This window comes from Arthrobacter sp. SlRoot2-15 (assembly GCF_059739345.1).
This window is the reverse complement of record NZ_AP046058.1, coordinates 3441392-3456470: the sequence shown is the minus strand read 5'-3', so window position 1 is coordinate 3456470 and position 15079 is coordinate 3441392. Positions and strand designations below refer to the sequence as shown.

General features: G+C 68.9%; 13 protein-coding genes. 8 read left to right on the top strand and 5 right to left on the bottom strand.

Annotated elements, in window-relative coordinates; genetic code table 11:
* Positions 1-21: 21 nt before the first annotated feature.
* Positions 22-615, bottom strand: a complete 594-nt coding sequence (locus tag AC6I9V_RS16075; RefSeq protein ID WP_497900120.1) for a DUF1345 domain-containing protein — start codon at positions 613-615, stop codon at positions 22-24.
* Positions 616-723: 108 nt separating this feature from the next.
* Complete coding sequence (locus AC6I9V_RS16070) at positions 724-3237, bottom strand: bifunctional lysylphosphatidylglycerol flippase/synthetase MprF (RefSeq protein WP_497900119.1); 2514 nt, start codon at positions 3235-3237, stop codon at positions 724-726.
* A 312-nt stretch (positions 3238-3549) separates the two neighbouring features.
* Here AC6I9V_RS16070 and AC6I9V_RS16065 point away from each other — a divergent pair, with 312 nt between their 5' ends.
* The 5 genes from AC6I9V_RS16065 (at position 3550) to AC6I9V_RS16045 (ending at position 8098) form a co-directional block, all read left to right on the top strand.
* Positions 3550-4854, top strand: a complete 1305-nt coding sequence (locus tag AC6I9V_RS16065) for an alpha/beta hydrolase (RefSeq protein WP_497900118.1) — start codon at positions 3550-3552, stop codon at positions 4852-4854.
* A gap of 77 nt (positions 4855-4931) precedes the next feature.
* Positions 4932-5693, top strand: coding sequence for a phosphatase PAP2 family protein (locus tag AC6I9V_RS16060; protein ID WP_349411294.1), 762 nt, complete (start codon positions 4932-4934; stop codon positions 5691-5693).
* 10 nt (positions 5694-5703) lie between these two features.
* The gene (locus AC6I9V_RS16055) at positions 5704-6402 is read left to right on the top strand and encodes a DedA family protein (RefSeq protein ID WP_349411295.1); all 699 of its coding nucleotides are present in this window, start codon (positions 5704-5706) and stop codon (positions 6400-6402) included.
* A gap of 5 nt (positions 6403-6407) precedes the next feature.
* Positions 6408-7082, top strand: coding sequence for a response regulator transcription factor (locus AC6I9V_RS16050; protein WP_497900117.1), 675 nt, complete (start codon positions 6408-6410; stop codon positions 7080-7082).
* Between the two features lie 8 nt (positions 7083-7090).
* Positions 7091-8098: a sensor histidine kinase gene (locus AC6I9V_RS16045; RefSeq protein WP_497900116.1), complete on the top strand. Its 1008-nt coding sequence runs from the start codon at positions 7091-7093 to the stop codon at positions 8096-8098.
* Between the two features lie 14 nt (positions 8099-8112).
* Here the strand turns inward: AC6I9V_RS16045 and AC6I9V_RS16040 are convergent, their stop codons facing one another.
* On the bottom strand, positions 8113-8469 hold the full coding sequence (locus tag AC6I9V_RS16040; protein ID WP_497900115.1) for a hypothetical protein: 357 nt from the start codon (positions 8467-8469) through the stop codon (positions 8113-8115).
* A 224-nt stretch (positions 8470-8693) separates the two neighbouring features.
* On the opposite strand from AC6I9V_RS16040, the gene AC6I9V_RS16035 reads away from it, so the two are divergent.
* From AC6I9V_RS16035 to AC6I9V_RS16025, 3 genes are all read left to right on the top strand, one after another.
* Complete coding sequence (locus AC6I9V_RS16035; protein WP_497900114.1) at positions 8694-9836, top strand: cation:proton antiporter; 1143 nt, start codon at positions 8694-8696, stop codon at positions 9834-9836.
* Positions 9837-10141: 305 nt separating this feature from the next.
* Complete coding sequence (locus AC6I9V_RS16030) at positions 10142-10990, top strand: esterase/lipase family protein (protein WP_497900334.1); 849 nt, start codon at positions 10142-10144, stop codon at positions 10988-10990.
* 105 nt (positions 10991-11095) lie between these two features.
* A complete protein-coding gene (locus AC6I9V_RS16025; protein ID WP_497900113.1) occupies positions 11096-12799 on the top strand; it encodes a SulP family inorganic anion transporter in 1704 nt (567 codons plus the stop codon).
* A 22-nt stretch (positions 12800-12821) separates the two neighbouring features.
* On the opposite strand, the gene AC6I9V_RS16020 is transcribed toward AC6I9V_RS16025, so the two are convergent.
* The gene (locus tag AC6I9V_RS16020) at positions 12822-14534 is read right to left on the bottom strand and encodes a DUF5671 domain-containing protein (protein WP_497900112.1); all 1713 of its coding nucleotides are present in this window, start codon (positions 14532-14534) and stop codon (positions 12822-12824) included.
* Positions 14531-15067: an LpqB family beta-propeller domain-containing protein gene (locus AC6I9V_RS16015; RefSeq protein WP_497900111.1), complete on the bottom strand. Its 537-nt coding sequence runs from the start codon at positions 15065-15067 to the stop codon at positions 14531-14533. The genes AC6I9V_RS16020 and AC6I9V_RS16015 overlap by 4 nt, the downstream gene beginning before the upstream one ends.
* Between the last annotated feature and the right edge of the window lie 12 nt (positions 15068-15079).

Genomic DNA, 15079 nt, shown 5'->3' with positions numbered 1-15079 from the left:
GGCACCCGTTCACCGGCACGTTCAGTGGATCAGACCCGACACAAGGTTGATGGTGGTCGCCAGCACGATGGCGCCGAGCAGATATGACAGCAGCGCCTGGCGCAACACCGTAGTGCGGATGGCGTCCGTTTTGAGATCGGTATCCGAAACCTGGAACGTCATCCCTACGGTGAAAGCCAAATAGGCGAAATCCAGGTAACGCGGAAGCTTGTCCTCATTGAAGTCGACGCCGGTCTTGTCCCGGTAATAGATGGAGGCGTAACGCAGCGTGTACAGGGTATGCACGAGCATCCAGGACAGGGCCACGCTACCCAAAGCCATCCCGATAATGGCTGCCTTCGTCCCGCCCTCGGCATTCGATGCGTCCAACAGAATCAGGGCAACCCCGCCGAAGCTGGCCACCGTGGCCGTCAGGACAAGAAGATCGGAGACGCCCCGGCTGGGATCCTCGCGCCGGGCGTGCGCCGCCGTCGCCTCGGCTTGCAGTCCACCGATGACCGCCCAAACCCATATCAGGTAGGTCAACGACGCCGCCGCCCACCCCGTCGCGGGCGCGTAGGCCCACGACTTCAATACCCCGACCGCCAGCCCCGTTCCCAGGCCGACGACGGCCATCACCAGAACCCTGAGCCGCGAATGATGGGCCCGGCTATTGAAACTTCTGCCGTGATTTCCCGGAAATCTGCTTGCACTCATGCTGCGATCATGTCATTTTGCCGGGCCTTAAGACCTCCCGGACGCGCCGCGGGCTTTGGCGCCGCGGCGCAGGACGCTGCCGGCCAGCCGGAAACGCTCCCGGAGAGCAAGGTCGGGCAGGTAGGCGCGGGTGAGCGCGCTGGCAATGCCGGGTAAGGCCGCCGAGTCCGGATAGACCATGTACAGCGGGGCGTACAGCGGACGGAACTTCCCCTTGAAAGCCAGAAGGGACCGGAAGCCGTAGAGAGGCTCCAGTGCCGACCCCAGGCGGTCAAGCAGACGCTCCAGGCGTCCGGCTTCGTCCGGTCCGGCGTCGCGGAGCCGGATTTGCTCCTCCCCCGGGGCATGGGCCAGGGGTGCGCCGGAGAGACTGATGAAGTCGAAACCCTCGTCCCGGAAGCTCAGCGCAGCGGAGGCGATGAGGAACTCGATGCCCGGCCGGAATCCTGAGCTTCGGCCGCGCATGAGGTCCAGCGTCCATCCCGCAATGCGTCCGTCCCGGTAGACCGGCAGCCATGACGTGACCGCGTGAACGTGGTGCCGGACGTCGACGGCGAGCAGGCAGCGGACTTCGGGGTCGTTCAGCTCCTCGACACCCCCGAGGGTGAAGCCCATCTCGGGCATCTTCCGGTCGGCCACCCATTCCTCGGAGATGGCCTGGATCTGCGCCTGGATTGCCAGTGTCGCGGCGGGATACCGCACCCACTCGGCGCTGATGCCTGCCTTCGCGGCGTTGTTCATCGCCGTCCGAATATCCTGGAACTGCTTGCCGCGGAACGACAGGCCCGCCAGGGGAAGAATGGTCTCCTGGGCGACCTGCACCGAATCCCACCCCAGGGAGGACGCGGCCTCACGGACCTCGGTGTGCACGGAGTAGAAGCACGGACTCCATCCGTTGGACCTGCAGTACGCGGCGAATTCGTTCACCTCATCGCCGGTCCCGGACCCCGGTCCGACCGGCCCGCCAAGGGTCAGCGCGATGCCGGCGATGACCCGGTAGGCGACAAAGCTCTCGCCGCTGCTCGAAAACCAGTAAACGTTACCCGGCCACGTCGTCATCCACGAGATGGAGCTTCCCCGGCCGGCCCGGAGGATCGCCCGGGCCCGGTCAATATCGGCACCGCTGCGGGGGTGGGCCGGACGCAGGAACGACGTCAGTATCCACCCCCCGCTGATGACCCAGAAGGCGATTCCGACGCCCTCATAGAGCAACACGGCCGGGGTACTTTCGGGGAAAAACGCCGGCGGCAGGTCCACGGTAAAGCCCAGCGGAAGGAATCTGTCCGGGACGTCAGCCACCAGGTCAGCGAGCGTCGGGTCGGGGCTGAAGCCCGGAGCCAGCGCCACTCCGAGGAGAACGTAGAGAACACCGAGAAGTCCCGCCAACCCGAGGACCCGCAAGGCCAGTCGCCGGTACGTCCCGCGCGGCGCAGCAACCGGAAACATCGGCTGGCACGCCAGCAGCACAGCAAAGAGAATGACCGGCAGGAGCAGCGGGAGCACCAGGGTCAGCGGATGGGTCCGGCCGCCCACCCGGCTGGCGTCCACCAGTTCCCCGGCGACCGTGTTGGGACCGGCCGCCTGCAGGACCCCGACCATAGTGATGAGCGCCAGGACCGACAAGGCGGCCTGGACCAGCACAGCACCGAACCAGGCCGCCCGGCGCCCCCGGCGCAGGCCTTCAGCCAGCAGCAGCAACAAGAATGACGGCACGATCGCCATAAAGATGGCCCCGCCTCCGGCCCTCAGCTGCAGGAGCATGGCTTCGCACTCCCGATGCTGGGCGGGGATGGCACACACGCTCTGCAACGTCTGGGGATCCACCGGCTGGATATCGGTGAAGATCAAACGCAGCACAGCGAGCGGACCCGCCGCGTGCGGGGTCAGACCGGCAACCACCGGCCCCACCGCCGACACCGCTACCAGCAGCGCTATCAGCACCCGCCCTTCGTGCCGGGAGCTGACCGGACGCCGGAGCCGGGGTCTGCGGCCAAGGAGCACGGGGCCCAGCAACGCGCCGGCAGCGCCAGCCCCAAGACGGACCAGGTCCGTGAACCCGCCGCTGTAGAACGTCAGCAGGATAAGCAGGCCGAACAGTCCCAGCCGGATCCGGCGCCTCCACAGCGGCCCCATCGACGCCGTCGCAGCCAGGAGGGAGCCGTAGACCATGGCGCTCGGACCCAGGAAGTAGGTTGCATCCAGGCCCCGGGCCCAGCTCCCCATCAGGAGCCTCGTTGCCTCCCAGACGCCGGTGGCGGCCAGAACGCCGGCAACCTGGGCCGCGATGGCTGCGAGCGCCAGCTTCAGGCTGCCGATCTGGCGTTCCACCGGGACGCCGACCAGCAGCACGAGCACTGTTCCCAGAATGTAGCCCGGCAGGTTCCGGGCCCAGAGGGCGGAAGCCAGCACGGCGGTCCAGTGGTCGGGCCAGAAATGCGCCGTAGCGGCCACCTCTGCCTTCAAACCCGGCGCCGGCCCCTCGAAAATGCTCGACGACGCGGCGCCGACGATCCAGAAGACAGCGACAAACCCGAGGGTCACCGGCGCGCTCCGCAGTGACGAGAAAACCCACCTTGGCGACCCGCTGCGACGCGTCCGCTTCGCCCCGTGGACTGGCGTCGACACTGGAGCTGGCAAAGGGCACTCCTTTCAGGACATCGGAGCTTCAGTTACCTCGTCCCGCTGCTACCATTTGACCACTCCAGCCCGCACGGCAACAGGGGCCCCGACCGGCTGCCCTTGGCACCTCCGGATCACCCGCAGGAGGGCCGGCACCCATCGGACTCCCAGCGTTTTCCGCGGTCTGCAGTGTTATAACGTCCTAAGAGGGACGCGCGTGATGGAGGGGACCCCATGCAGCAGCTGCTCGGCCTGAACGTCGTGGATCAAACCCTGCTCTACGCCTTCTACGGGCTGTCGGTACTCGCCTGCCTCTACCTCGCGGTCCGGAGGCCGCCCCCGCCGCGCTGGTTGCTCGTGGCGTTTGCGGGACTGGCGGGCGGGGCCCTCGCAGGTGCCATCACGCTCTTTATCTGCGAAGTCGTGGTCAACGTGTTCGGACTGCCGCTGGAGTCCGATACCCGCGTCTGGGTTATCTCCGCCTTCGCCGGCGTCGGCCTCGCGGTGGTAAACCTGTGGCGTTCGCGCTGGTGGCGAAAGGCGGCAGCCGTGATCGCCGTGCTGGTTTTCGTCTCGACGGCGGCCTTGGCAATCAATGCCGGCTACGGGCTGAACCCCACCCTGGGTGCCATGCTGGGGCTGAACCAGGCCCAGCACCTGGCCCTGCCTGCGCTCAACCCGAAGGCCCGGCAGGACAGCGGTGTTGCGCTGTGGCAGAGCTGGACGCCTCCGGCCGGGATACCGGCCACCGGCAGGAGCGGGTCCGTATCGATCCCGGCAACCGCCTCGGGTTTCCGCGCCCGGGACGCGTATCTGTACCTGCCGCCTGCGGCCCTGGTTGCCGATCCGCCGCCCCTTCCGATCATCATCATGATGATGGGCCAGCCGGGAGGGCCTGAACAAAACAAATCCGCCGTCCAGGAACTCAACGCCCTCGCCCAACGCAACCACGGGCTGGCTCCGCTCTTCCTCACCATCGACCAGCTGGGCAATCCCTACCAGAATCCCGTCTGCGTGGACTCGGACAAGGGCAAGGTGTACACCTACGTCACCACCGACGTCGTCAATTTCATCCGTACCAGGCTCAATGTCTCGAGCGCCCGCGTCCAGTGGGCGGTGGCAGGCTACTCCAACGGCGGGGAGTGCGCCCTCTCGTTCGGGGCCAAGAGGCCGGAGCTCTTCGGGTCCCTGCTGGACATTTCCGGCGAGCTCGAGCCAATCGACGGCTCTCCCGAGAACACCGTGAAGACCATTTTTGGGGGGAACCAGGCGGCCTTCAACGCCGAGAAGCCTGCCACCATCCTCAAGGCGCACCAGTACAGCGACTCGCTCGCCATTTTCACCAGCGGTGCCTTGGATCCGGTGTACGGGCCGCAGGCCGCCGCCGCCGAGGGGTTCGCTAGGGCCGCCGGCATGACAACCCGCCGGTTCGTCGGCGAAGGCATCGGCCACCGCGGCGACTCGGTGGATTACGGTCTCAAAACCGGGCTGCCGTTGCTGTACGAGAGGTTCGGACTGATGCCGCCGGGAAGTTCTTAAGCGTTTCTTAAGCCGGGGGGCAAAGACTGGGACAGGACGCGTGACCGCGCGCCGCCGCCCCCGAGCCGGAGGATTCCATGACTGGACCCGTCCCTGACAGCCGCCCTGCACCAGCCCGCCTTCCCGACGCGCGTTCCGCCGCCGGGCAGCGTTTTCGGGCCCTGCCCCAGGCCCGCCACTGGCTGTCCCTGGGTGCGCTGCTTTGCGTTGCGGTCATGGCGCTGGGCCTGGCCGTGCAACTGGTGCCGGGCGACACCGCAGCCGAGCTGGGCGTAGACCAGGGACTCAGCCTGCACCACGCCGCAGCGCTGACCGCCGTCGCGATGGGCATCAACGTGCTGTTCGGGCCCGTGGCCGGACTCGCGTTAGTCGGCGCCGTGGCCCTCTACCTCTGGCTGGTCCGCCGCGATCTGGTGAAGGCCGTAGCGTTCGGCGTTGTGGCCTGCTCGGGCTGGGCGGCCAGCGAAGTCTTCAAGCTCCTCATCTCCCGCCCGCGGCCCGACCCGACCCTGCTCTTCGACCCGCTCGCGCCGGAGACAGGCGCCGACAGCTTCCCCAGCGGCCACGTCGCCTTCGCCGCCGCGCTGGCCTTCGCGCTGTATTTCCTCGCCCGCGGAACCCGCTGGTCCACGGCCGCCGCAGCCGCCGGCGCGGCCATGTCGCTTATCGTGGCCTGGTCCAGGCTGTACATCGGCGTCCACTACCCCACCGACGTCGCCGCTTCCTTCCTCGCCACGGGGGCCGCAGTCGTGTTGCTCGCCGGGCTATGGAACCGGTTCGGCCCCCGGACCGTGGAACGCCTGCCCGACGCCGTCTTCCTCCGTTCCAGCCGACCCTAAGGACCTTCCCATGCCTGGTATTTTGACCTCGGGGCTTGCCCCGGCCCTGGCCGCCGCCGGAACACCGTCCCTGCTGGACCCGGCCAGCCTGCTCGCGGGGCTCGGCCCCGCGGCACTCGGCGTAATCGCCGCGATGGTGTTCATCGAGTCCGGTGTGCTGTTCCCGTTCCTGCCCGGCGACTCCCTGCTCTTCACCGCCGGCCTGCTGCACCAGCAGCTGCACCTGACCCTGCCCGTGCTGATCGGGGTGGTCACGGCCGCCGCCATCGCGGGCGACCAGGTCGGTTACATGCTGGGCCGCACCTTCGGGCGGCGATGGTTCAAGGACGACGCGAGGATCCTGAAGACCGCCCACCTGACCGCAACGGAGGAGTTCTTCCGCCGCCACGGCGGCGCCGCCGTCGTCCTGGCCCGGTTCGTCCCCATGGTCAGGACGTTTGCGCCGCTAACCGCGGGAATCGGCCGCTACGGGTACAAGGCCTTTACCCTCTGGAACGTCGTGGGGGCGCTGGCCTGGGCCACCTCCGTGACCTTGCTGGGCACCTGGCTGGGCCACTATGAGATCGTCGCCAAGAACATCGACGTCATTGCAGTGGTGATGGTCCTCGTCTCCGTCGTGCCCTGGGTAATCCAGCTGCTCAAGCGCCGCCGCAGCAGCCGCGACACGGACGGCGCCGGACTGAACCGGGAACCGGCCACGGAAGAATAGGGCCCATGACACTCGCTGACCGGCCGGCCCTGCTCCTCGTCGAGGACGACCCCGTCCTGGGCCCGCTGATCGCCGAACTGCTGGAGCCGGACTACCGCGTCCGGCTGGCCGCCACGGGCCAGGACGGCCTGCACCTCGGGCTGACCGAGCCGTGGGACGTGCTGGTGATTGACCGCGGACTGCCCGTGATGGACGGCATTGCCGTGATAGCCGCCCTGCGGTCCAAGGGAATCGCCACGCCCATTCTGATTCTGACGGCGCTGGGCGAACCGGACGAGAAGGTCCGGGGCCTCGACGCCGGTGCCAACGACTACGTGACCAAACCGTTCGACGCCGGCGAGCTGGCCGCGCGTCTCCGCGCCCTCACCCGCAGCTACTCCCGGCCCGCGGGCCCCGTCGGCATCGGCGACTGGGAGCTCGATCCGGCGTCGCGCTCGGTCCGCTCCGTCTACGGAGCCGTGGTATCCCTCACGGCGAAGGAAGCCGAGCTGCTGGCGGCGCTCGCCGCCGAACCCGGCAGGGTCTTTACCCGCGATGAACTTCTCGCGGGCTTCTTTGATCCCACTGACCAACCCGGCGTGATCGACACCTACGTCCACCACCTCCGCCGGAAAATCGCCCGGACCGTCATCCGAACCGTCCACGGCGTCGGATACCAGATCGGCGAGGCCAATGACTAGGAAAGCCCATGACTAAGGAAACCCCGCCGGGAGGAACGCCGGACCAGACCACCCTGCGCAAGGCCTCGCTCAAGGTGGCCGTCCGCATCAGCGCGGCCTGCGCGGTGATGGTGCTTTGCCTGCTCGCAGTCGCCGCCCTGTATCTCATGAACAAGCTGGCCCGTCCGGAATTGCCGCCCCCGGCGCCGGCGGGGACCACGTACACCTACCTCGATTCCAGGGACCTTTTGGAGGCGATGGTCATCGCCGGGGTAGCCGGGATTGCACTGGCCGGCCTCGTGGGCTGGCTCAGCGCCCGCAGCGCCATTCGGCCGTTGGGCGAGGCACTGGCCCTGCAGCGCCGGTTTGTCCAGGACGCCAGCCACGAACTCCGCACCCCGCTGGCCATCCTGGACACCCGGATCCAGCTTGCGCAGCGCGGCGCCGCGGCGGATTCGCGCCCGGGCCGGGAGCTGGCCCGGATCCGCGAGGACACTGCCCGGCTCACCGACATCGTCAACGAACTGTTGCTCGCCGCTACGGCGGACGCCCCGGATCCCGCGGCCGGGCCGGCGGATTTGGTTGACCTGGCCGACGTCGCCGCCGCCGTCGCTGAAAGTCTCCAGCAACTCGCCGCGGCCAGTGACGTCCGGCTGGAATTCTCCGCGGCCGGCCGGCCGTCGGCCAGGATCGACGCGAACGCGCTGCGCCGCGCAGTGCTGGCGCTGGCGGACAACGCACTCTCCCACACCCCGCCCGGCGGCCGCGTCACCATTTCAGTGGCCGCCGAGCAGCAGCACGCGGTGATCACCGTGGCGGACACGGGCGCCGGGATCACCGGCGTCGACCAGAACAGAATCTTCGAACGTTTCGTCAGGACTGCAGGCCCCGACGGGTCACGCGGGCAGCGCAGCTACGGCATCGGGCTGTCCCTGGTCCGCGAAATCGCCATGGCGGCCGGCGGTTCGGTGGAGGTGGCCCGGACCGGGGCCGATGGAACCGTGATGAGGCTCATCCTCCCTGCCGCCGGTGACTGAGACCGCAGGGGTGGTCAGTTGGCGGCCGCGGCCGGCGATCCGCCCCGCTCTGTGACCGGGGAGCCTGCCGGCTCCAAATCCGTCCTGGCGAGCAGCGCGGCCACCACCTCCGCCACAATGTCTTCCTTATCGCGCTTCTTCGCGTCCTCCATCTGGGCGACTTCGACGCGGGCGGCCTGCCAGGCGGACCAGTGGCCGGAGACGAGGGCCCAGAGCGATAGGGCAGAGACGTACACGACGGAGTCCAGCCAGCCCATCATCAGGGAAATAGGGATCATGAGGATCCAGAGGATGGCCAGCCACCCGTTGACCCTCCGCATGAAGACGGGATCCCCCTGCACCATCGCCCAAAGACTCTTTACCGGGCCCACGCATTCTCCTCACATCGGCGGTAGGACAATCCTGCCGTCGGGGACTTTAGCCACGGATTCTGAGAACAGGCTGAGAGCCGTAAACGGGGGGTAGCCCTGCGGCAACCCGCCGGCCGGAACGCAGGTCGACGCCGGGCAGTTACGGGCACTTGGCGCGCGCGGGACTAGTCTCATTCCATGGTGAGTGACTCTGGAATGACGGTGCGCGCCGCCGCCGGCGCGCCGTGACCTTCCTGACCCTGGCGCTGATCGCCGTCGTCGCGCTGGCCGGGCCCCTCCTCGCGCTGCCGGTCCGCTGGAACCTGCCGGTGGTCCTGGGCGAATTGCTGGCCGGCGTCCTGATCGGGCGCACGGGGCTCGCACTGGTCGACCCGGCGGATCCGACGTTCAGCCTGTTGGCCAACATCGGCTTTGCGCTCATGATGTTCGTGGCCGGAACGCACGTACCGGTGCGGGATCCGCAGATCCGTTCCGCCCTTGGCCAGGGGGCACGCCGCGCCGCTCTGGCGGCCATCGCGGCCGCCGTGGTTGGCACCGGCCTGGGCCTGGCCTTCGGCACCGGGCACGCACCGCTGTACGTTGTGCTCCTGGCCTCCTCGTCTGCCGCGCTGGTACTGCCAATTGTCGATTCCCTTCGCCTGGGCGGACCACAGGTAATCGCCATGACGGCGCAGGTGGCCATCGCGGACATTGCCTGCATTCTCGCGTTGCCGCTGGCTGTGGACCCGCCAAACGCCGTCCGCGCCGCGCTGGGGGCGCTCGCAGTGGGGGTCTGCGCCGTCGCCCTCTTCTTCACGCTGCGCTTGCTGGAGCGCCGCGGGACCCGCCAGCGCATGCATCGCCTCTCTGAGGACCGCAAGTTCGCGCTGGAGCTCCGCATCCAACTGGCCCTCCTCTTCGCCCTGGCCGGAGTCGCAAACTTCGGGCACGTCTCTGTCATGCTGGCCGGCTTCTCCTTCGGTCTGGTTGTGGCGGCCGTCGGCGAACCCCGACGCCTGGCGCGTCAGCTCTTCGCCGTCAGCGACGGATTCCTCGGTCCGATCTTTTTTGTCTGGCTGGGATCGTCCCTGAACCTGCGCGACCTTGCCGGCCACCCGGACATGGCGGCCCTGGGCCTCTCACTGGGCGTCGGTACCGTATTCCTTCATGCCTGCCTGAGAGCGTTCGGCCTACCCCTGCCGCTCGGTGTGCTCTCAGCGGCCCAACTGGGGATCCCGGTGGCGGCGGCCAGCATCGGCGCGCAACTCCATGTCCTGCAACCCGGCGAGGATGCGGCCCTGCTTCTCGGCGCCCTCGTCACCATTGCCGCCAGTTCGCTGGGCGGAGCGCGTGCCGCACGGTCTTTCGCCGCGCCGCTCAAATCCTGAAACAGCGCGGCCCACGGCGCTGGGCCACGACCTCCGCCCCTGGCAAAAATTGGGAAATCGTGCAGCCACTGGGGAGTTTGCTACCCGCAAGTAGCCCGCCTCAGCCAGAAACTGCTGCACAAACGTGCATAGGGGGTTGCGCGCAATGACCACTTTCCTAGGCTTGAGTGATGGACGTGAGCCGGATCACAGGGGGACGGATCCCTAACTCACCCCATCCACGCTGACCCCTCACAGTCGAGGGGCCCAACCGAAGAGGTATTACCGTGTCCCAGCTCAACAACACTTCCCGCCCCAAGCGCACGCTGGCCAAGTCCGCGGCGCTGGGGGCGATTGCGCTCCTGTGCGGATCCCTGGCGGCAGCACCGGCAGCCACCGCCAGTACCGTGGATGTTTCCCCTCCCGGCGCAAACGACTGGTCGTGCAAGCCCTCCGCGGCGCACCCCAACCCGGTAATCCTTGTCCCTGGAACGTTCGAGAGCATGGCCAAGAACTGGGCCACGATGGCGCCGGCCCTCAAGAGCGAGGGCTACTGCGTCTACGCCCTGAACTACGGGACCACCAACGGCATTGACGCCACCGGCCCAATCGCGGACTCGGCCGCGCAGCTGGCCCCGTTTGTGGACGCCGTATTGGCCTCGACCGGGGCAAAGACGGTCGACCTCGTGGGACACAGCCAGGGCGGCATGATGCCCCGTTACTACATGGGTTTCCTGGGCGGCGCGAAGAAGGTCAACCAGCTTGTCGGCATCGCCCCGTCCAACCACGGCACCCAGGGGCTGATAACCCCGGCGCCGGGCTCCGTGCCGCCGGCCACGTCTTTGGGCGGCTCCAACTGCCAGGCCTGTGCAGACCAGCAGGCGGGTTCGCCGTTCCTGACCAAGCTGAACTCCATCGGGGACACCGTGCGCGGGCCAGCCTACACCGTCATCTCGACGACCCACGACGAGGTGGTCACGCCGTACCAGAGCCAGTTCCTGGCCGGTCCGGCGGAGAAGGTCACCAACATCACCATCCAGGACAAGTGCCCTGCGGATGTGATCGAACACGACCAGACGCCTAATGACCCGGTAGTCCAGCAGTTGGTCTCCAACGCGCTGGGTCGTCCGGCCGGCCAGCCGTCAGACCCTGCCTTCCAGCCCAGCTGCCTGTAGGCGCAGCGTCGGGGTAATTCCCGGAGTTGCAGGGGGCGGGCGGACGTAGAATCGATCATGAGTCTCGTCCGCCCGCCCGCCGCCCGGAACTAAGCCGGGCCCGCCGTGCGCCGCCGCCGTTGGCTAGGCAGTGCCCCGCCCGGCCTCAAAACTGTCCTCGACTACGAACGGTCCTGGCTCAAATCCGACCTGGCCGCTGGAGCCGCCCTGAGCGCAGCCCTGATCCCGGCCGGCATGGCGTACGCCCAAGCAGCCGGGCTGCCCGCTGTCACGGGCCTCTACGCCTCGGTGATTCCCCTGTTGGCGTACGCCGTCTTCGGCCCCTCAAGGGTACTGGTCGTGGGGCCGGACTCCTCGCTGGTCCCAATGATCGCCGCCGCGATCCTGCCGCTGGCGGCCGGGAACTCCGGCCATGCCGTGGCCTTGGCGGGGGTGCTGTCCCTGCTGATCGGGCTGATGTTGGTCGTGGGCAGGTTCCTCAATCTCGGGTTTGTCACGGGCCTGCTGTCCAAGCCCATCCGCGTGGGCTACCTCAATGGAATTGCCCTCGTCGTGATCGCCAGCCAACTGCCCAAGCTGTTCGGCGTCCCGGCCACCGGCGGCTCCCTCGCCGACAGCCTCGCCGGGACAGCCCGCCAACTGGCGCAGGGCACGGTCCAACCCCTGGCTCTGCTGTTCGGGGCCGGCACCATCGCGATCATCCTCGGCTGCCGGGCGCTGCCCTGGAAGGTTCCCGGGGTACTGCTGGCGGTACTGGCGTCCATGGCGGTCGCAGCGGCGGCGGGCCTGGAGTCCGCCGTGCCGGTGGTGGGTGAACTTCCGGCGGGCCCGCCCGCGACCGATCTTGGGAGTGTCCGCCCGGCGGAGGTCCTGGCCCTGCTCGGCCCTGCGGCAGGCATCGCGCTGATCGCGTTCGCGGATACCTCCGTGCTGTCCAAGAGCCTCGCACGCCGCCGTGGCGCCCACGTGAACGGGAACCAGGAAATGGGCGCCCTCGGCCTGGCGAACGCCGCGTGTGGACTCTTCGGCGGGTTTCCGGTCTCCGGGAGCGCCTCGCGCACCCCGATCGCGCTCGAGGCGGGCGCCCGGACTCCGCTGAGCGGCGTGATCGCGGCAGCCCTGGTGGTCCTGTTTATGGTGGCGGCCCCCGGGGCCACCTCATTCCTGCCCTCCAGCACCCTGGCCGGCGTCGTGATCGTCGCGGCAGTCTCGGTAATCGACCTGAAGACATTGGCTCGGCTGGTCAGGATGAGCCGGACCGAAGCGGCGCTGCTGCTGGCGACGTTCCTCGGCGTCGCCTTTGTGGGCGTTTTGGAAGGGGTGGTGGTCGCGATTGGCCTGTCCCTGATTGCCTTTGTGCTGCGCGCCTGGGATCCCTACCGGACGGAACTGGCCAGTGTCGAGGACATGCCCGGCTACCATGACCTCAACAGGCACCCGGAGGGACACCGGGTGCCCGGACTGGTGATCGCACGCTTCGATGCCCCGCTGTTTTTCGCGAACGGCGCCGTGTTTGCCGAGCACATCCGGACGCTCGTGGCGCACGCCCCCGCGCCGGTGCGGTGGGTGGTGGTCGCCTCGGAGGCCATCACGGATCTTGACACCACCGCCCTGGACGATCTGGTGGAACTCGACGACGAACTCGCCAGGAAAGGCATCAGCCTGGTGTTTGCGGAGATGAAGGGTCCGATCAAGGACCGGCTGATCCGATTCGGCGTGAGCAGCCGGTTCGGACCCGACCATTTCTTCCCGACGGTGCACAATGCCGTGCGCTCCTATCGCAAGGAATTCGGCCTCCCGTCGCCCTAGCCCCGGCGCCGGAACCGGCCCCTCAGCCGCGCAGCGGAATGACGTCCACGCTGCCGTCGGCTCCCGCGATAACAAGCACCCGTTTGGCGCTCACCCCGGCCAGTGCCTCGGCCAGGCCGGCGCCCGAGGGCACCCGCGGCGCACCGCCGCCGGTACCAGGCACCCCCTCTCCCGTTGCGGAAGCGGCCGCGGTCAGTACGGGCACGCCGACGTCGGCCCGGCTCCATAGCGTGACGCCGGCCCCGGTCAGCTCTTCGACTGCCCGGCGCAGCGGCTCCGGGTCGGGACCGGCCACCAGGATCACGTGCCCGATCGTGCGCTTGCGGCCGGTCCCCGCCGCCGCCTGACGGGACCGGTCCTGCCGCCAGACGGCGAAGTGGTACCCGGCGGCCAGGGCGGTGGCCACCAGCAGCCCCAGCGGCGCACGGATCCGGTCCACCAGGCTGCCGCCCGTTACATCGGCCAGGAAGAACTCGAAGAGCCGGTACCCGATCACCAGCAAGGCGACCAGGGCCACCACGGCGCTGAGGCCGAACACGGCGACAAGGTAGACACGCCGTCCCGTCGGAACCGCGGTATCCTGCCGGTGCTGCCGTGCCGGCCGCCACGCCAGCCACCACACCGCGCCGCCCACCACGAGCGAGCTGATGCCGCCCAGCAGCAGCGTGCGGGCATTGCCGCCGGCGAGTGGCGAAACCGCGATGGACAGCGCCGCATTCACGATCACGCCGACGCCGGTCGCGGCCGCCGCCAGCGCCACGCCCGAGGTCACCAGCACGCCGGCCTGCCGGGTCCGCTCCGAGCGGCCGGTCGCGGCGGTGCGGTAATACCGCCACACCAGCGCGCCGACGGCGGCCGCAGCTATGGCGGCGGCGAGCGGCGACAGCAGTTCCAGCAGGGGATCCTCCCGGTCAAAAGCCAGCCGCAGCAGCACAAAGAGGACCGTCCCCGCACCACCCAGGGCGAGAAGCCCGGCCGCCAGCACGCCCACCACGATCAGCCCCACGTCGGCGAACCCGCCGCGGAGCCGGCCCGCGCCGCCGCGGACCCAGTGCCACCACCACACCAGGGCTCCCCCGGCCGCCCAGACCAGGCCCTGGAGGGCGGAGCGCCACCAGGGATCCACGGCTGCCGTCAGTTCCAGGGACCCCCGGATTGCGACATCCAGCAGGGCAGCCAGCGCCGTCACCGCGCCGCCGACGCCGATCCCCAGCCCGAAGTAGGTGCCGATCACGGCCGGCACGCTCGAGAGTTCCAGCGGCCCCCGCACGGGGTGCCGCCACATCCAGCGGTGCCACAGCCACACCAGGGCCCAGACCAGCCCGACGGACAGCGGCGCCCGCCAGTCCGGATTTTCGTCGCCGATGAGCGAGGCCGCCATCGCCAGCAGGGACGTCACGAAGATGACCAGGGACACTGTGTACACCGCCGCCACGTAGAGGCCCCACGACGGCGCTTCCCGCTCCCCGGCCTCGTCGAGCCGCCGCCAGATGAGCCACCACAGCAGCGCGGCGAGCGGGCCGCCGATCAGGGTGAACGCCAGAGACAGCGCCAGCCCCGCCACGCCTTCCCCGGCCAGCACCTGCCCGGAGCGCAGCAGGCGTTCCAGCAGGCCGCTGAGCCCGTTGGCGGCGATCACCACCAGGGCGAACAGCAGCACGAACACCACCAGTCGGCGGACCTTGGCCTGGGCAGACCCGGCGGCAGGGCCGGTGTGGATCCGCGCGGCGCTCACTTTTTCACCCCTGGGCCGGTGCAGGTCTGGAGGCTGTAAGGGAGTTCATTGATCATCCATTTGCCCGCCACCTTCACGAGGACAACCACGGCGTCCTCGGCAAATTCGGAGGGGCCAAACGGGCCCTCCGCGGACGAATGCACGATTGAGATCTTCACCGTTGCCGTCTCGCTGCGCTCGGTCGTGGACACCAGAACCACCCGGCTGGCCTGCGCGCCGCCGTAGTAGTTGGCGCACCGGGACCGGGCGTTGTCGGTGAGGTAGGCATCGGCCGCGGCGGGATCGGCGTCGATGACCGCCTTGCTGTAGCGCTGCACGACGCCGGCCGGGGACGCTTCGTCCAGTGGCTGCGGTTCCCCGCGAAGGAAGACCACGGCCAGCGCTACTGCCACCAGGACGGCGATCGCCGCTACGATGCCCAGCAGGACCCTGTCCGGCCGGCGGTGTCCGGGGGCCGGTGCCGGCTCCGGAACCCTTGTTTCGTCGTGCTGTGGCGCTGCCGGCGGTCCGGGATCGTACGGTGGTTGGCTCATGCCGTCAGTATG

Bases quoted from the DNA above. Each gene is read 5' to 3' on its own strand.
- AC6I9V_RS16075 (WP_497900120.1), bottom strand. From the start codon at position 615: ATGGCCGTCGTCGGCCTGGGAACGGGGCTGGCGGTCGGGGTATTGAAG.
- AC6I9V_RS16065 (WP_497900118.1), top strand. From the start codon at position 3,550: ATGCAGCAGCTGCTCGGCCTGAACGTCGTGGATCAAACCCTGCTCTAC.
- AC6I9V_RS16060 (WP_349411294.1), top strand. From the start codon at position 4,932: ATGACTGGACCCGTCCCTGACAGCCGCCCTGCACCAGCCCGCCTTCCC.
- AC6I9V_RS16055 (WP_349411295.1), top strand. From the start codon at position 5,704: ATGCCTGGTATTTTGACCTCGGGGCTTGCCCCGGCCCTGGCCGCCGCC.
- AC6I9V_RS16050 (WP_497900117.1), top strand. From the start codon at position 6,408: ATGACACTCGCTGACCGGCCGGCCCTGCTCCTCGTCGAGGACGACCCC.
- AC6I9V_RS16045 (WP_497900116.1), top strand. From the start codon at position 7,091: ATGACTAAGGAAACCCCGCCGGGAGGAACGCCGGACCAGACCACCCTG.
- AC6I9V_RS16015 (WP_497900111.1), bottom strand. From the start codon at position 15,067: ATGAGCCAACCACCGTACGATCCCGGACCGCCGGCAGCGCCACAGCAC.